Annotated in this window: 18 protein-coding genes and 1 tRNA gene; 11 read left to right on the top strand and 8 right to left on the bottom strand. The window is 55.8% G+C overall.

Translation table 11 applies throughout. The annotated features are described in order from the left end of the window. Window positions 1-16 precede the first annotated feature (16 nt). The 5 genes from RW023_RS02805 to RW023_RS02785 form a co-directional block, all read right to left on the bottom strand. Window positions 17-511, bottom strand: a complete 495-nt coding sequence (locus tag RW023_RS02805; RefSeq protein WP_315579790.1) for an Rv3654c family TadE-like protein — start codon at window positions 509-511, stop codon at window positions 17-19. A gap of 2 nt (window positions 512-513) precedes the next feature. Beyond that, window positions 514-903, bottom strand: a complete 390-nt coding sequence (locus RW023_RS02800) for a hypothetical protein (RefSeq protein ID WP_315579789.1) — start codon at window positions 901-903, stop codon at window positions 514-516. Next, window positions 900-1,106: a DUF4244 domain-containing protein gene (locus tag RW023_RS02795; protein ID WP_315579788.1), complete on the bottom strand. Its 207-nt coding sequence runs from the start codon at window positions 1,104-1,106 to the stop codon at window positions 900-902. Before RW023_RS02795 ends, RW023_RS02800 begins: the two co-directional genes overlap by 4 nt. Before the next feature lie 130 nt (window positions 1,107-1,236). Beyond that, window positions 1,237-2,184: a type II secretion system F family protein gene (locus RW023_RS02790; RefSeq protein WP_315579787.1), complete on the bottom strand. Its 948-nt coding sequence runs from the start codon at window positions 2,182-2,184 to the stop codon at window positions 1,237-1,239. 89 nt (window positions 2,185-2,273) lie between these two features. Further along, window positions 2,274-3,413: a TadA family conjugal transfer-associated ATPase gene (locus tag RW023_RS02785; RefSeq protein ID WP_315579786.1), complete on the bottom strand. Its 1,140-nt coding sequence runs from the start codon at window positions 3,411-3,413 to the stop codon at window positions 2,274-2,276. 683 nt (window positions 3,414-4,096) lie between these two features. On the opposite strand from RW023_RS02785, the gene RW023_RS02780 reads away from it, so the two are divergent. From RW023_RS02780 to RW023_RS02755, 6 genes are all read left to right on the top strand, one after another. After that, window positions 4,097-4,354, top strand: coding sequence for a hypothetical protein (locus RW023_RS02780; RefSeq protein ID WP_315579785.1), 258 nt, complete (start codon window positions 4,097-4,099; stop codon window positions 4,352-4,354). A gap of 177 nt (window positions 4,355-4,531) precedes the next feature. Then, window positions 4,532-5,383, top strand: a complete 852-nt coding sequence (locus RW023_RS02775; RefSeq protein ID WP_315579784.1) for an HAD-IB family hydrolase — start codon at window positions 4,532-4,534, stop codon at window positions 5,381-5,383. Window positions 5,384-5,401: 18 nt separating this feature from the next. Next, complete coding sequence (locus RW023_RS02770; protein ID WP_315579783.1) at window positions 5,402-6,316, top strand: hypothetical protein; 915 nt, start codon at window positions 5,402-5,404, stop codon at window positions 6,314-6,316. A gap of 75 nt (window positions 6,317-6,391) precedes the next feature. Next, a complete protein-coding gene (locus RW023_RS02765; protein WP_315579782.1) occupies window positions 6,392-7,771 on the top strand; it encodes a hypothetical protein in 1,380 nt (459 codons plus the stop codon). Further along, a complete protein-coding gene (locus tag RW023_RS02760) occupies window positions 7,768-8,697 on the top strand; it encodes an alpha/beta hydrolase (protein WP_315579781.1) in 930 nt (309 codons plus the stop codon). The genes RW023_RS02765 and RW023_RS02760 overlap by 4 nt, the downstream gene beginning before the upstream one ends. Before the next feature lie 181 nt (window positions 8,698-8,878). Further along, window positions 8,879-9,562 (top strand): Crp/Fnr family transcriptional regulator, encoded by a 684-nt coding sequence (locus RW023_RS02755; RefSeq protein WP_009748215.1) that lies wholly within the window; start codon window positions 8,879-8,881, stop codon window positions 9,560-9,562. An 83-nt stretch (window positions 9,563-9,645) separates the two neighbouring features. On the opposite strand, the gene RW023_RS02750 is transcribed toward RW023_RS02755, so the two are convergent. Continuing rightward, a complete protein-coding gene (locus RW023_RS02750) occupies window positions 9,646-9,807 on the bottom strand; it encodes a DUF4177 domain-containing protein (protein WP_009748214.1) in 162 nt (53 codons plus the stop codon). A gap of 27 nt (window positions 9,808-9,834) precedes the next feature. After that, on the bottom strand, window positions 9,835-10,215 hold the full coding sequence (locus tag RW023_RS02745; RefSeq protein WP_291458745.1) for a WhiB family transcriptional regulator: 381 nt from the start codon (window positions 10,213-10,215) through the stop codon (window positions 9,835-9,837). A 177-nt stretch (window positions 10,216-10,392) separates the two neighbouring features. On the opposite strand from RW023_RS02745, the gene RW023_RS02740 reads away from it, so the two are divergent. The 5 genes from RW023_RS02740 (at window position 10,393) to RW023_RS02720 (ending at window position 15,796) form a co-directional block, all read left to right on the top strand. Then, window positions 10,393-12,570: a transglycosylase domain-containing protein gene (locus RW023_RS02740; protein ID WP_315579780.1), complete on the top strand. Its 2,178-nt coding sequence runs from the start codon at window positions 10,393-10,395 to the stop codon at window positions 12,568-12,570. A gap of 3 nt (window positions 12,571-12,573) precedes the next feature. Continuing rightward, the gene (locus RW023_RS02735; RefSeq protein WP_315579779.1) at window positions 12,574-13,554 is read left to right on the top strand and encodes a metallophosphoesterase; all 981 of its coding nucleotides are present in this window, start codon (window positions 12,574-12,576) and stop codon (window positions 13,552-13,554) included. 81 nt (window positions 13,555-13,635) lie between these two features. Beyond that, window positions 13,636-13,709, top strand: a tRNA-Pro gene (locus RW023_RS02730). A 110-nt stretch (window positions 13,710-13,819) separates the two neighbouring features. Next, window positions 13,820-14,587, top strand: a complete 768-nt coding sequence (locus RW023_RS02725) for a glutamine amidotransferase-related protein (protein ID WP_315579778.1) — start codon at window positions 13,820-13,822, stop codon at window positions 14,585-14,587. A gap of 12 nt (window positions 14,588-14,599) precedes the next feature. Continuing rightward, window positions 14,600-15,796 carry a glutamate--cysteine ligase gene (locus RW023_RS02720; RefSeq protein ID WP_315579777.1) on the top strand — a complete coding sequence of 399 codons (1,197 nt, stop codon included), beginning with the start codon at window positions 14,600-14,602 and terminating at the stop codon, window positions 15,794-15,796. A 196-nt stretch (window positions 15,797-15,992) separates the two neighbouring features. Here RW023_RS02720 and RW023_RS02715 read toward each other — a convergent pair whose 3' ends face one another. After that, complete coding sequence (locus tag RW023_RS02715) at window positions 15,993-16,985, bottom strand: bile acid:sodium symporter family protein (protein ID WP_315579776.1); 993 nt, start codon at window positions 16,983-16,985, stop codon at window positions 15,993-15,995. Window positions 16,986-17,019 lie beyond the last annotated feature (34 nt).

Raw genomic sequence — 17,019 nt, 5'->3', positions numbered from 1 at the left:
GTATGACTTCCTATATTTAAGTCATCGAGAGTTGGATCCCACTTAAGTGGGGATGCCACACCGAAAGACTTTTCGGGAAACTCGCACTGTGTTGATGGGATGCTTGAGGGGCCAGCCGGGGGGCAGGCCCCTCAAGTGCATCTACAACACTTTCACCGTCGACTCCCGCTCGAGCCGAGCGAGCGACATTCCATCCCCACCCACTGCTCACACGCACCGTGACGATCGTGTCGACACTTTCACAGTGACATGAGCTCAGCATTGCTCCATTTTCTTGAGCAACTTCATGTGCTGCACGACAGGCTTTTTCCTCTACCGATTCCCACTGAGCTGTTGCGGATACATCTGCTCCCGCCAAGGCACTGAGATCCGCAATATTCTGGGCTCGATTCCCCGCTGCAAGAAGAGCGATGTACGCCAGTGCACTGCAGGCAAGAACGGAAAGGACAGCCAGAACTCCAACCACCATGATTGTCCCAGAGCCTTCATCCGAACCCCTCTTCTTGCTCATTCTCATTCACCACCTACCACAGTGCTTTCGCGCAACATCTGATATCTGCACTGCGAGTTCAATCCGATCATTCCCGCGGGGCCTCTATAGGGAGCTTGCGCTTTGCCGTAAATCCACCTCTCGTCTGCGGAGAACTCAAAGTGGGCCCCTGATATCCGAGTAGACATCAGGCTCGCAGTTTCCTGCCCATTCCCTCCGCGAGCGCTTTCGCGAATGCCGGCCGAAAGCGCAGTACACAAATTCTGAGTGGTCATGGCAGCAGCAAAGACTGAAAGGACAAGTGCAATCATGATGACTATCGAAAAGGTCCCCAGAGCAATTTCAACGCTGACCATGCCGTCATCCGAATGCTTTTCGGATGACGGCATGGAGCGGCCGCATCTCAGTTTCATGAAATACTCAATGCAGAGCTAATGAGATGTTCAAGGGCAGATTGCACGACACCGGACTTTAAAACCACTAAGAGCAAACCGGCGAATCCCGCTGTTGCCAATGCTCCAATCGCATATTCGACCGTTGTCGATCCTTCTTCTGGATCTGTCATCATTTCACTATTGGGATCACGATCATCGTGAAGTGTTTCTTCCGTCAACATGGGTCTTTCCTTTCTCTTCGATCCCATGTCTTGAGAGTGCACCGAGAGTCATTCGCAAATCTCTGCAGCCATGAAAATTGTGGATGAATCGTCGACACACAGAAACTGTGGACAACATTCGTGGGACTTCTTAGAAGCTATTTCGTGCCATCGTGAGAAGTACCGGCGCAACCCCTAGGAAGATGAAGGCTGGCAACATCAGTAGTCCCAAGGGCACAACCAATTTCACTCCCAATTCCTCTGCTCTGGCCCTCGCATCACTCAGTCTTTGATCTCTGCTCGCTTCCGCTAAGGCATGCAGCTGATGATCAACTGATGCTCCACGCGCCCATGCTTCTCGTAGAACCTCGGCAATGCTTGTTATCCCCTCACTGCATCCCTCCCAGGCACGGTCCCACCGCACACCAAGAGTCAAACAACTGGCGACTCTCACCAGCTCTTCGATTTGCGCTGAACGTCCAATGCACTCCAACGCGCGGGGAATTGACACTCCAGACTCCAATGCAGCGATCACCAGCTCAGAGATGATTGCGATATCTTCCTGCGCAACTTCCTCCCATTGACATGACGATCGGCGTATAAGACGAAGCGAGACCCATCGCCCCGCTCCCAAAAATGACAGTCCGATTAGTGCACACATCGAACCCACTCCCCCATCAACAAGCACAGGAAATGGGTTAATCCCCATGATGAATACCGCGAGCAGTGCCAGCAGTGGCAGTAAGTTGAGGATCTTCGCGGATAGGGCTGGGCCAGCACCAGCGACTCGTCGCGCCTTTTGAATGCGCTCAATATCATCAAAGTTTTGTGCCAAAGCATCCAAAACCGCTGACAAAGGAGCACCTAATTCGTAGGAAACCGCGCAGGCTGCAGTAACCATACGCGCATGCTCTCCAGCCTGTTTGAGAACAATGGAAGCAACCCCATAGGGAACTCCTTCTTCTCCTTCACCCACCTGTAGCCATGCGTCACGCGCGGACAACCCAGCACGAACCAAAGCACTGACTTTTCTCAGAGATTGCGCCGCTTCGGTAAGGATGGAATCTGAAGTACTCCCCCTCCAAGGTCGAGTGTGCACGTGTTGCAGATTCGACCAGTTTCGCTGCTGCCCACGCGTCAATGGATGCGGATCCCACATCAGAACACGCCGAAATGTCCTGGTCTGCATCAGGGGCCCTCAGTGAGCAATGCGCGCAGTCCTTCCCACGCTGGTCCGGGGGCTCCGCGGCCTCGGCAATCGCATCGATAGGCACAACTGCACGCAAGTACCCCATTTTCCATCCCAAAAATCCCGATCTGCGTCAGCTGACGGGTGCCACGCTTTGGACCGTGAGCAACACGCTCCATATGAACAACTACCTGAAATGCCGCCTTTGCCTGCAGATCCGTTGCTCGAGCATCCATTCCCGCGAGCGCCCCCAATGCTGCAAGCCGAGCGGGAACTTCTGCGGGAGTATTGGCATGAATCGTGGCAAAACTTCCGCGGTGCCCGGTATTCAAGGCAGTCATAATGTCACGAACTTCGATACCTCTGCATTCCCCTAAAACGATACGGTCCGGCCTCATACGCATGGCAGCTCGGACCAGTTCCGAAAGAGTCACTTCCCCGCGCCCCTGAGCATTAGCCTGTCTGGCTTGAAGGTGAACAACATGGGGATGTTGAGGATTCAATTCGCTCATTTCCTCGATACAGATCAGCCTCTGAGCATCGGGCAACGCCCCCAAAAGTGCAGCAAGCAGAGTGGTTTTCCCACTCCCCGTAGCCCCAGAAATGAGGATGTTGCAGCGCATATCAAGGGCGCGCATCAACACCTGATATGAGGTGTTGTCAATGCTTCCCATCTCACGCATCTGCCCAATGCTGAGACCATTTCTGGCAGGAATCCTCAGAGAAATCAGAGTTCCCCCGCCAGAAAGTGGTGGGATAACCGCGTGAAGACGAATCCCCATGGGTAAAACTCCATCAACGATCGGAGCCGCATCATCTAAACGCTTTCCGCAAATTCCCGCCATTGTGACGGCTAATTCACGCACTTCTTCTTCACTGTCAAAAGAGCATCCGGCCGGCTGAACCCCCTGCCCGCAATCGGCCCACACCTGCGTGGAATTCACCAAGATATCCGTAATTCCGGGAAGGTGAATCAAGGGAGCCAATATCTTTCCCAAGCCATTGAAACGAGCTTCGAGTTCTTCCAAATGCGTACCAAGCTCTTCAATTCCCATCCCGATAGGTTTGATAGGTATCGCAGCCTGGTCGTCCCCCTTTCCCGAATGCGCTACTACAAGGCAATCGTCGATCAGGCTCATTGCGTGCGCTCCACAATCTGTTCCCACAGTCGTGAGCGGGCACGTCTTCCTTTCCGCCCCTGCCGAGGCCTTATCCCCGCTGGATGCACCCCCATTCCTTCGGTGTGGGTAATTTGAGAGATTTGAGTCGAAGAGATTTGCCCGCTCAGTGGAGTTCGTGAAAAGAGTCCACCATGTGGAGGTGGTGCGATTAAGAGAAAACTTCGACATGGGAATGGAAATGACGCACTGAGAGCACACAGACGCGCGGCCCCAACAGCATCTCCCAAACCTATAAGAATGAGCGCATCGAAATTCCTTGCACTTTGTTCGCATTGGGCTCCCCATCTCCCCAGATCACACACCACACTGCGAGTTTCACGCAAAGCAGCAAGAAGCCCCGGGAGGCGTGAGTCATCTGATTCGGCATAACCGCATGAATCCCCGCCGACAAAAGGCACCCCCTGAGCACAGGGAAGACTATTCGCGATCGAGGGAAGGAAATAACGCTCACCTTTGCTCAAGCGTGACCATGTCACATGCCCATCCTCGGGAACAAGGATGTGTCCTCCACGGCCTCGTACAGGTCCCGGTCCCGAGCAATTCACTAAAACACTTCCCGTGTCCGCACACAGATCCCAGGCAAGGGCAGAGACCCCTACTCCCCCGCTCCAACCTGCGATTCCCACGCAAAGGTGGGAAGAATGCGGCGATACCGTAGCCTGCCAGCGCGCATGGTCTGCAAGTATGAGCTGCCCGATTGCCTTCTCACAACCTGGAAGGCGCAGCGAATCGCCAATAACCAACACGTGGATTCCACGGTGTTCCCACCGGGCTCGATCTTCGCTCCTACCAAGGACAGCGCAGATCACTTCCTCAACGCGGAATTCCGTTCGCTTACACTCTTTAGGATGACACTCGCGAGTATTAATCCCCAACAGCGCACAGACCGCACGCAATGATTGCTCAGCACCTTGCGAAAGTTCCCAAAATGCAACGTAGCCTTCGCTCTTCATGGTACGAGCGTGATTTTTCTTTCCACGGAATACCACCGCGTCCGCAAAATCTGTGGAAAACTAGAGCTAATCTCGCCCCTGTGGATAACACTGCTGTTTCCGCATCAAGCCAAGGTGTCAACGATGACCATCCTCAATAACAACACAGAAATTCTCAAACCTGCCTTGCCCGGTGCTAATCAGCACCCGGAAAGTGATACCCATATCGCGGCCTTTTTCGATCTTGACAAGACCATCTTGGCCACGGCCTCGGCAATGGCACTGAGCAGCCCGCTGGTTCACGCGGGAGTCATGAGCCGCTGGGATTCCCTGCGGGCAACCCTCGTCCAACTTCCCTACCTCTTCACGGGTGCTGACGATGAACGAATGCGGTCGATGATGCATGCCTTGGGTGAACTCACTCGAGGCTGGGACCCACAGTACGTTGAAAAAATCGTCAATAACGTCACAAATTCAACAATCGCACCCCTGTGTTACAGGGAAGCATTGGCACTGATCGATCACCACCGACTTCTGGGGCACCACGTTGTCATCGCATCTGCCTCACCGTTAGAGATCGTTCGCCCCATCGCTCACCTGCTTTCGATCCCCGATGCTTTATCCACGATCGTCGGACAGGGCCAAGACGGCTTGGCCGACGGAACTATTACCCACTTCAATCACGGGGAAGGCAAAGCCGAGGCCTGCGCAGCTCTGGCCCGCGAACGCGGCTGGGACTTGAATGAATCCTTTGCGTACAGCGATTCCATCTCTGACCTGCCGATGCTCGAATTAGTGGGAAACCCCAGGGCAGTGAACCCTGATCGAGCGCTTGCGGCGGTTGCACGCGAGCGCGAATGGCCAACGCTTTCCTTTACACAAACAGTGCGAATCCGGGGCCGTAAGCGCACCCGTCTTGCCCGAGCGATGATTCCCCTCGCTTTGGCAGGAGGAATAGGCATCGGCTATTGGGCACACCGCTCAATTCCCAGCTAGTACCGGCATACTTGATATATGTCCAGATTGTCCCTCCCGGTCGGCGCTGTCCTGCGTCCAGCGATCTTCGCTGTCATCTTTGCGCCCCTTGCCCTGATCCTCATGGGAATGTCGCTCGCGGATCTTCAGGCGCGAGCTGCGATTGGTGTTCCTTTAGCCTCGGTCGAGGGCATGATCGGCATGGCTTTTTCGGCCATTCTTCTGGCCATGATTTCTATCAACTGCGAACGCAATTCCATTGGTATGTTCATTGCTGCTGCATGGGCACTCGTCATTGGTTTCTTACAGACCTTTGGTTACCTTCGAGTCCACTTCCTTGTGGCCTCAAACCTTTCAACCAGCGATATTTCCGCCGCACAAACCTGGAATCTCTATCCCGTATGCGTCGCTGCGATCCTTTTTGGTGGCGGAGTTGCTTTGGCTCTGACTCACCGAGCGCGCGAAAACAGCCCGGATTCCGATCAGCTTGTGTCCTTTCAGCGCCACCAAGGTGAGCGAATCGCAGTCGCAGTGGCTTCACTTCCACTGGGAATTATTGCCGCCGTACTTCTCGTTCGCTGTGCTCCTGCCGATTCGCTTCCAATGGCTGCCAGCGGACTGCACGGCGTCATTGCACAGACTCCCATGCACACTTCGGAGGGCATTGCAGTTGCCGTTATCTTGGGAATAATCGCGCTAGTTTCGCGCTGGTCAATGATCGGCCCTCAGGTCGTCGCTTGGATCTACATCATCCCCGCCTTCCTTCTGATTCCCGTTGGAACAAGCCTCACCGGTGCTGTCGTGACCCCCGGAAAATCAATGGGAACCCAGATTTTGATGTCCGCTTCGACTATTGCCGCCTACGGAATGATCCTTGCAGCCTCAACCTTGGGAATTTACTGGGCTCGCCGCTACGCCCCCAACGACGCATCAAGTTCCAACCAAGTCGCGTAATCCAGCGCTTCTCGGCGGGTAATCCCCAAAAATCTTCGTTTTCTCGTTATCGTCAGCACGAGAAGAGGAGGTCCCATGTCTGATCAGGAACACAAGGAAGACGTTGACAAGGTGACGGAAGATACCGATCGTCCTTCTACCGGTGAGGAAACACCACTGACCGGCGAAGAAGTCACCCTTCCCGGTGAGGCATCTGCAGCCGAAGACATCGTCGGTGGCGCATCAGTCACCGAAACCAGTCAGGTTGAACCTGTCCACATGGGTGTCACCCCAACGTCCGTGGATGATGCTCTTGCGCAGCGTTCGACGTCTGAGCATTCCGAGGCCGAGCCTGAGTCAGCTCAGGAACAGCAGGATGCGCAGACCGAGGAATCCTCTTCAGACGAACCTTCGAGTGAAGAAACCTCTCAGGGCGATAGCCACGACTTAGCACACGATGAGAACACCGTGACCGAGTCTGAGCACACCTCCCACGACAACGTCGAACCTGAGCCGGCCTCGGAAAAGACTGAGGAAACTACTGAGGACAACGCAGAGCCCAAGGACGCATCCCCCGAAGAATCTGAGGAAGTTCCCGACTCCGCACACACCACAACGATCCCGGCTGCTTCCGAAGCCGCGGAAGAAGAGCCTGAGGACTCTCCTTCGGTGACCGAGGTTCCCGACGCCCTCTCGCGCCGCACACCTGCTCAGCCCGAAAACGCCGAGGAACTCGAGGACGAGCTTGAAAGCACCCAGGTTCGTAGGCGCGCATTCATTGCTCCGGCAGCGGAAAGCGCGACGACCGAAGCTTCGTGGAAGCCTCGTGAAGATAGCGGCGAGCGTACCGTTCCTCAAGAGACCCCCGAGAGCCTCGACGATGCACTTTTTGAGGGCGCAACAGTCGTTCCTGAAATGCCCTCTCGCGCGGCTGCTCACTGGAGCTCACTGGCTTTAGGCATCTTTGTTCTGCCCATCACTTGGTACCTCATTGCCGATGCCGGCGCTCGCATGACACTTCCCGGGGGCAATCCCGCAGCAACCGGCGTGATCAACTGGCTTGCTATCACCGAAGTCGCCATTGCTTTCGTGGCAGTTATTGCACTATTTGAAGCATTCAAGCGTTCCTCACTGGGCGCATGGATCGGTGGCCTCTGCTTCTTCGCAGCCGGCCTCCCCTGGGTTTTCGCCCCCGGATTTACCTCCGCACACACGGTTTCCACTCTGCACTTCCTGCAGAATTCCGGTGCCTTGGGCGCTAACCTTGCACACCACCTCCAAGCATCCGGATACTCCGGTCGCCTACTCTTCCTTGGACTTGCACTGCTTGGCATCGCATCCCTTTCGCATTCGGTTCGCCGCCGCGGACGCAATGAAGAGGCAATGCGCGAGCAAGTAGAACGCGTCAATCCCGCGGGTGCACACTTCACCGCCCGCGAACGTCGTCGCGCCGAAAAGGCAGCTGGTCTGCGGTGAAACCCGAGGTTTCTCGCGCGGTATTGGAAGCTCCCGGGCCCTGGGTTCACCGTCGGATCTCAGCCTCGGGAGCATCCTTCCATATCGCCGAAGCGGGACCCGAGGATGCTTCTTTTGCCGTTATCCTCCTTCACTCTTTCCCAATGACTTGGTGGACGTGGCGGGAGGTTATTCCCGCCTTCACGCAGGCCGGTATCCGCACCATTGCAATGGATCTTCGAGGCTTTGGTACCTCCGATCTTGCTCCGGGAGACGTCGAACTCACCCAGCTGGCGACGGACGTCGCTTGCGTGGCCTCGGCACTGGGAATTTCTTCCTACACGGTTGTCGGCAACGGCATGGGGGGCGTGGTCGCGTGGATGCTCGGCGCGCTTAAACCTGCGGGCTTGCAGGCGATTGTGCCGGTGTGTGCCCCTCATCCGCTGGGTCTGCACTTCCTGCGTGGGCTTTCTTCCCGAGGCCGAGGCCGCTGGTTCTCAACCCTCCTATCGCGCCGTCCTCGCGTAGCCTTCTTCGCGGCACGCTCAGCATGGATCGACCGTTCAATCTCTCAGTGGGCGGCGCCTTTTAACCGCGAGGAAATGCTAGAGAATGCGGAAGTCTACCGTGAGGCTCTTTCCCGTCACATCGCGGTTCGATCCGCGTGGGAATCACTGCGGGCAACGTTTAGGCCCTCATTTAGCTCCAAGAATGTTCTGACACGGAGCGTGACGGTACCCGTGCTTTCAATTCAAGCGCGCGACGACGGTTTATGGTCGCACGTTGATTTTGCTGATGATGTCCAAGCAACCAGCGGCGAATTCACCATGCGCGCAATTGGCGAATGCGGCCATTTCCCACAGGAAGAAAACCCTCAGGCTCTGATCCAGGCGATCCTTCCTTTCATCAAGGAATCCGCTCACTGTGCAGCTCAGAGTCAACTCTAAAGAAACGAATTTGCGCAAACTGTGTGCAAATATGTGATTTAGACCGTTCACCATGCATAATAGTTACGACTATCACACGGTGGCTCTTTTGTGCTGGGCTGCCGTCTTACCTGATTAGGACAGCTCAGTAGTCGGCGGCGCATGCTAGCGGCGCTCGCGAATAGAACGGAGTTCCGGCTTTATGTATGGAGATGCAAACTTCATCAACCAAGTCCCTCTCTTCAGTGGACTCGATGAGGCGCAACAGGCATCGCTGCAGCAGAAGATGGGTCAGACAACACTGCGACGCGGCGAAACCCTCTTCGAAGAAGGCGATCTTGGTGACCGTCTGTACATCGTGACCGAAGGCAAAGTGAAGCTGGGCCACACCTCGAATGACGGCCGCGAATCCCTGCTTGCAGTCCTTGGACCCGGCGAAATTCTCGGAGAACTGACGCTCTTTGATCCAGGCCCGCGCTCGACCACCGCAACCGCCGTGTCCCCCGCCACCCTGCTGCACCTGCTGCACAGCGACCTCATGGAGATCGTCGAAGCGAACCCGACCCTGGCCAAGCACATGCTCCGTGCACTGGCACAGCGCCTGCGTCGCACGAATGAATCGCTTTCCGATCTGGTCTTCTCCGACGTCCCCGGCCGCGTTGCTAAGGCGTTGCTTGATCTTGCAGATCGTTTCGGTACGGCAACCGATAAGGGCATTCACGTTCCTCACGACCTCACTCAGGAAGAACTGGCCCAGCTGGTCGGCGCGTCGCGTGAAACTGTCAACAAGTCCTTGGCAGATTTCGTTTCGCGCGGTTGGATCCGTCTGGAAGGCCGTGCGGTCACACTGCTTGATGTCGATCGTCTGGCACGCCGCGCACGCTAATCTTTAGCTCAATGCCTTCGGGGTCGAGCAGGTGATAAACCTGCTCGACCCCGATAGTTTATTGCGAAGAAAAATCCACAGGATCAGTCTTGCTTCGGACGCTTCAGATACGCGACCAAGCTATCTGAACCAGTTGGTCCTGGAACAACTTGGACGAGCTCCCAGCCATCGGCTCCCCACTGGTCGAGGATTGCCTTCGTTGCGTGGGTCAAAAGCGGAATTGTTGCATATTCCCATGTAGTCATAGCGCCATCCTACGGCACTCGCTGCGATTAGCCACGTGCAGCAACAGAAAGTGATGCCTCTCGTAATGCCTTGGCATTTGTACGAAGGTGTTTCATCGACAAGCTTTGGGGAACCCGCGGTTTGCGCAACTCAACTGCCAGAGGATCTCGAGAATGCATGAGCCACTCACTCCAGTCAGTCTTCTCTGGATAGACGCGTAAAATCACGCGGCGTTCGCGTTCGGTAAGACCGCCCCACACGCCGTAGGACATCTGTGACTGTAAGGCGTCTGCAAGGCACTCAAGGCGCACGGGGCATTCCATACAGCGCATACGAACTTGACGCTGAGCTGCGCCCTGCACAAACAGGGAGTCGGGTTCATCTTCGGCACACAGGGCATACTCAACCCAACCGTGGTCGTCAATCATGTGAAACTCCACCCTCTCCATGTGGTCGACATTGACCTCTTCCTCAGAGAGTACACATGAAATTTTCATAAGGGAAATTAGGACGGATTCGGTCCGTAATGTGGCAAAGAGAGCGAACGTTGACGTAATCCACCTCTTCCTCTCTCTTTCCGAGGCCTCTACACGTATCCTGTACCTATGGCTCAGTCGCATACACGCTTTGTTCGACCCGCACAGCTAGTGGCACTCTTGCTGTCATTCTTGGCAGCATCAACACTTGTCGGTGTGGTCAGTGCTGGTGTCTTGGTGCCGGCCGTCGGGACCGGTGCAATCACGGCGAAAGCAGGGATGGAGATCTTCGACGAGATCCCCACCGACATCCAGGTTGTCTCTCCCGCGACCGAGTCCACCATGCTCGATACGAACGGCCAAGTGATTGCCCGTTTCTACGATAAGCAGCGCATTGTCATCCCCTCGGACAAAATCGCGCCCATCATGAAGAAGGCAATCGTCGCCATTGAAGACCGACGCTTCTTCGAACACCACGGTGTCGACCCCACAGGTATTGCCCGTGCAATGGTCAATAACCTCGGTGATGACGGCGGGAAGCAGGGCGCATCGACCATTACCCAGCAATACGTTCGTAATGCCTTGGCCGAGAAGGGTTACATGGAAGGCGATGCCGACCAGGTCGAGGCCGCAACTGAGCAAACCACCGAACGTAAACTTCGCGAAATCAAGTACGCGCTTGCTGTCGAGAAGCAGATGGACAAGGATCAAATCCTGACTGGCTACTTGAATATCGCGCCCTTCGGTCCCATCACTTACGGTGTTGAGGCAGCCTCTCAGCTCTATTTCTCCAAGTCCGCCAACGAACTGACGATCGGTGAAGCCGCGCTCCTAGCCGGCCTCGTCCAGTCTCCCGTTCAGTACAACCCCCTTCAGCATCCCGAGGCCGCGCAAGAACGCCGTGATACCGTCCTTTCCGTCATGGCTGACCAGGGCGTCATTACAGAGGCCGAAGCAGCCGAGGCAAAGGCCGTGAACGTTACCGACATGCTTCACCCCACTGAGATTCGTGAGGGATGCTCGGGTGCTGGCGATGAAAATGCCTACTTCTGCTCCTATGTAGTGCGCCAGTTCCTTGCCGATGAGGCCTTTGGAAAGACCTCCATTGAGCGTGAGCGTCTTCTTAAGACCGGTGGACTGACCATCCGAACGACTTTGGATCCGAAGAAGCAGCATGCTGCCTACGAAGCCTTAACGACGACCATTCCACCCGACGATGCCTCCGGTTTGGATAACGCTTTGGTTTCCTTAGTCCCCCAAACGGGTGAAGTTGTAGCAATGGCCCAAAATACTGTCTACGGCGTGGGCGAAGACGAAACCATGTCGAACTATGCAGCTGATGGTTCCTTCCAGGTTGGATCAACCTTCAAGGTCTTCGTCTTGGCCCAATGGTACAAGGAAGGCCGCTCGGCTTATGAAACCATCGACGGGCGAACGAACTTCCCCAATGGCTCCTTCAAGTGTGATGGCGTTCCGATCCACACCGAAAGTTGGAACGTCGTCGACTTGGCCGGTAAGGACGGTGCCTTTAACGTCATCGGCGCAACGGGCCTTTCGGTGAACCACTCCTTCGTCAATATGGCGTCCAAGCTCAACTTCTGCGATATCTTCCAAGTTGCCGCTGACATGGGCATCGATGACGGAAACGGTGAACCAATCTTGGCAGTGCCCGGTAACATCTTGGGTTCCGGTTCTGCTTCACCGCTGACCATGGCACGCGCTTTCGCAGCCTTCGTCAATGACGGCAAGATGTGCCAGCCCTACTCCATCGCGAAGGTTACCGACCGTCAAGAGAACGTTCTTAAGGAAGGTTCTGCGAACTGCAAGCAGGTTATCGATTCGCAGGTCGCTCAAAAGGTTGCAACAACCCTGACGAAGTCGGCTAGCCAGTACTACACTGCTACGCGTTTGTCGGGCGATCGTCAATTTGCCGCCAAGTCCGGTACGACCGACTACTCGGCAAACACCTGGCTCACGGGATCGACCGCAGAACTCACCACTGCCGCATGGGTTGGTCACGGCAACGCCTCGACGACCCCGGTTCAAAACGTCCGAATCAACGGACGCTACTACTCGCAAATCTTCGGTGAAACTTTCGTCGGCCAAAATATCTGGGCTCCATACATGAGCGCGGCGCTGGAGGGCACCCCCAACCAGCCCATGCCCAATGCGAATATCGGAACCCCCCAGGCCGCACCTCGCCAAACTGAAGCTCCGACTCCCAGTGCAACTCCTGCCCCGCAACAGAATCCGCAGGGACAGCAACAACCCGGAAACAACGATGATGATGACGATGGGGATGAGTAAGAAATGACTTCACGTCGACTCGTCAAGCACGCATTCCGAGGCGCAGCCGCCCTTGCTCTGGGCGGTACCGCGGCTCTTGCCTGGGGAAGTGTCGAGCGGCGTCGACCTGTCCTTCGCCACTACGATGTTCCGCTTTCGGCACTGTCAACGCCCATGCTGCGCAGTCATCACCGAATGGCGAAGATCCTTCATTTCTCCGATCTACACCTTTTCGCAGGCCAAGAATTTCTTCTCGATTTCCTGCAAGAGATTCGCGACACCGAGCAATTCGATTACGTGATTTCTACCGGAGATAACTTCGGGAGTCCCGATGCGCTGAATTTGGTGATCCAGGCGCACGAAATTTTCTCTGATTTCCCTGGAGCCTTCGTTTTTGGTTCAAACGATTACTACTCGCCGAAACCCAGGAGCTGGACTCGCTACTTTCGGTCTCGTGAGTCAGGAAAGATCGAGCGCGCGGTAGACCTGCCGTGGACCGAACTTGCCGCACACCTACGAACGATGGGTTGGGCGGATTTGTCGAATTCTTCGGCACTTGTGGAGCCTTACCAGACGGAGACCACGACCGACGTTGACGAGTTCAGCTACGCAGCTGCTCCTCTTGCTCTGCTGGGTGTCGATGACCCGCACATTAACCGTGATTCCATCACTGGGCTATCGCAAAGTTGGCTATCGTCTGGAGCTATTCGCATGGGTGTAACCCATGCGCCCTACACGCGCGTGCTCAACTCAATGACCCACTTGGGTGCAGAAGTGATCCTTGCAGGCCACACTCACGGTGGTCAGATTGGGCTCCCTGGTGTGACCCCCCTGGTGACCAATTGCGATCTTCCCCGTGAGTTTGGCAAGGGATTGCACGTGTGGGAGTCCAGTGCCAGCGAGAATGCATGGCTGCACGTTTCCGCGGGCTTGGGTACATCCCCTTACGCTCGAGTGCGTATCGCCACCCGCCCCGAAGCCTCGATCTTGACAATTCACGACTGAACACCGGAGACGGGCAATACTCCAGACCTTGGCGTACAAAATTTTGCGCACCGGCTTCGGACGGCTATACTCAAACGGTCACGGGGTGTGGCGCAGCTTGGTAGCGCGCTTCGTTCGGGACGAAGAGGCCGTGGGTTCAAATCCCGCCACCCCGACGTGATTCCCGCAGCATCGTTTGGTGCTGCGGGTTTTTTCTACCCGTTACACAATCCCATCTTCTGCATCGTCGCGGGCATCTGTTTGATACGGCTGATAGCGTGAAGTTATGAACGCTTCTCGACCCTCTTCTTCTCGACCCTTCCTGGTGGCCGTGTGCCGACCAGACGGTATTCTTGCGCGAGATGAACTGGCGTCGATGAAGGCAATCGGTCAGCTCAGTGACAGCGATCTTCACCCACTTCCGTTAGTTGATGCCGCTTCACCGCACCCGGCCAGCGATATCGATTTGGACCAGTATTCGGGTGTCATCATTACCGGCTCTCCTTTTGGTTTCGAGCATCCTCATGAACAGAAGACTCCCGAGCACCTGCGCGTTGAAGAACGCATCGACGCCTTGACATCCATCCTTCTGGAGCGCGATTTCCCGACTTTCGGCATCTGTTTTGGCTTGCAATCCCTGGCTCGGACCTCGGGAGCACCCCTCGTTGAGGGCTTCTCTGAGGACCTCCAGGCCCCCGAAATTTCCTTGACCGAGGCCGGATTTGCCGACCCCCTCACCGGTAAGCTTCCGCCAAAATTTCACGCCTACACCGGTCACGCCGATGCCATTGGATCTATTCCACAGGGGGCCGAACTTCTGGCGACCGGAACTCGCTGCCACGTCCAGATCCTCCGCTGGGGAAAGAACATCTATGGCACGCAATTTCATCCGGAAATTACGCGAGATGGGATGCATCTACGCATTGAGACCTATGGTGACACCTACTATCCTGCAGAAGAGAAGCCCGCGGTAGTTGCGCGCTGCGACGCTGCGAATACTCAACCCGCCCACGACCTATTGGCATCCTTTATCCACCGCTACCAACAAGCTTGAGCAAGGGGAGCTATGGCCATCTCGTTCGCACAATCTGAACGTTCAACACTTGGTGTTGAGTGGGAACTCCAGCTTATCGATATCGATTCTGAAGACCTCCGCCAATGCGCGCAGGCAATCATCGCTCAAGTCTGTGCGCAGTATCCGGGAAATACGCTTGTTCACGGAGAAATGCTGCGCAATACAGTGGAATTAGTTTCTCGCAAACAGACACGTGTCCGCGATGCCATTGCCGATCTCAATGAGGGCTTAGAGATGCTTGAGCCAACTACATCGGCACTCCGCGTCGACCTCACAAGCGCAGGATCTCACCCATTTGCTAACCCTGCACACCAGCGAGTTTCAGACTCAAAACGCTATGCCGAATTGGTCAATCGCACCCAGTTCTGGGGTCGCCAAATGCTGATTTTTGGCACGCATGTTCACGTTGGGATTGAGGAGCGCGCCAAAGTTCTTCCCCTTCTCGCCTTCCTCTCCACTCAGCTCGGGCAAATCCAAGCCCTGACGGCCTCGTCACCCTATTGGGCGGGAACGGACACAGGCTACTGCGACAATCGCGCGATGGTTTTCCAGCAGCTTCCCACGGCTGGTGTCCCCCAGCTTTTTACCCGCTGGGAGGAATTGGAACATTACACTCGCGACATGATGCACACCGGCATCATTTCGAATTTTGATGAGATCCGTTGGGATATTCGCCCCTCACCTAGGCTAGGCACCCTGGAAGTACGCGTTTGCGATTCTTCCAGCAACGCGGCTGAAATTGGAGCGATCGCCGCCCTTATTCACTGCCTGGTTGAATACGGTTCACGTGCTCTTGATCGAGGCGAAGAACTTCCGACCACCTCACCGTGGTTCTTGGCTGAGAACAAGTGGCGTGCGGCGCGTTACGGGATGGATGCCATTCTCATCGAAGACATTCACGGTAATGAGCGTCACATCGACGAGCTGCTGGATGAAATGATTGAAAAACTGCGCCCTGTTGCTGAGGACCTTGATTGCGCACAGGAGTTGGATTTCATTTCAACGATGCGCAGCATTGGCGTGGGCTATCAGCGTCAGAAGGCAGTTGCCGATGCCTGCGGCAGTCTCGAGGCCGTCGTTTCGCACCTGCGTGCAGAGACTCGCGCCGGCCATCCGCTTGATCCGCAGGTGACCATTAACGCCTTCACGGAAGGTGCACACACGCCTCGTTCGGGGAACCATAACTAGGAACGGCTTTGGTATTCCAGCACTGCTGGGTATCCGAAAATTCTGGTGGATTCCAAGCACGACTCCAGCCTGCATGACATACAGGTGGGGCGACGCATGCGATATTCGCAGCGTCGCCCCACAAGTTTCAGGTCGGTACTACTCCGACGTGAAAGCAAGACTGTAATGCTGTCGGGTATTTCCCTTCAGCGCACGTTCAGCCCTGCTTTCCAAAGCGGCGGAAGAACATGGCCAATAGTGCACCAGAAAGGTTGTGCCAAACCGAGAAGACAGCACCGGGAAGCGCGGCCTCGGGGCTGAAGTACTTCGTCGCCAAGCCGGCTGCCAGACCCGAGTTCTGCATACCAACTTCGATTGCGGTCGTGCGGGCTGCACGGTAATCGCCGCCCGAGATACGGCCTGCGAAGTATCCGAAGAAGTAACCGAGCAGGTTGTGGAGGATAACCACGACGAAGACGATGAGTGCGGATTCCATGATCGTGTCGGCGGACTTGCCAACGACTGCTGCAAGCACGTAGGAGATGCCAAGGACGGAGATCCAGGGAAGAGCCGGGAGGATCTTTTCAACGTAGCGGCCAGCAAGCATACGGACGACGATGCCTGCGATAACCGGTATCAGAACGATCTGAACAATTGCGAGCGCCATGTTTTTTGCATCAACAGGCATGTACTGACCGGCCAGCCACTTGGTAAGCAGGGGGGTCATGAAGGGTGCCAGCAGGGTGGAAATCGATGTCATGGTCACCGAGAGTGCAACGTCACCCTTTGCCAGGTAGGAGATGACATTCGAGGCGGTACCACCCGGAGCACAACCGACCAGGATGACACCGGCTGCAATTGCCGGATCAAGGTGGAGCACTTTGGCCAGGAGGAAGGCGACTCCAGGCATAATGACGTACTGCGCGATAACACCGACAATGACGGGCAGGGGGCGCTTCACGACAAGTGCGAAGTCGGGAAGGGTCAGGGTCAGGCCCATGCCGAACATGATGATGCCCAGGCCGATGTTCACACCCGAGCCAAGCTTTGCTGCATGGGTCGGGAAAATCAGACCCAGAGCGAATGCCACAATAATAATGAGCGGGAATACGGTAACCGCAATGCGGGCGGAACGATCTTCTTGAGAAAGCTCGGGCTTTGAAGCAACCGAGGACGGAGCATGTTCTTCGCGTGTATCGTTTGTTGACATACCTATAACTATTGCGCTGTTGGCCCAGTTCAGA

The organism is uncultured Actinomyces sp. (assembly GCF_963542285.1).
GTDB lineage: Bacteria > Actinomycetota > Actinomycetes > Actinomycetales > Actinomycetaceae > Pauljensenia.
Note: the sequence above shows the minus strand (reverse complement) of the source record. Positions and strands in the feature narration are given on the sequence as shown.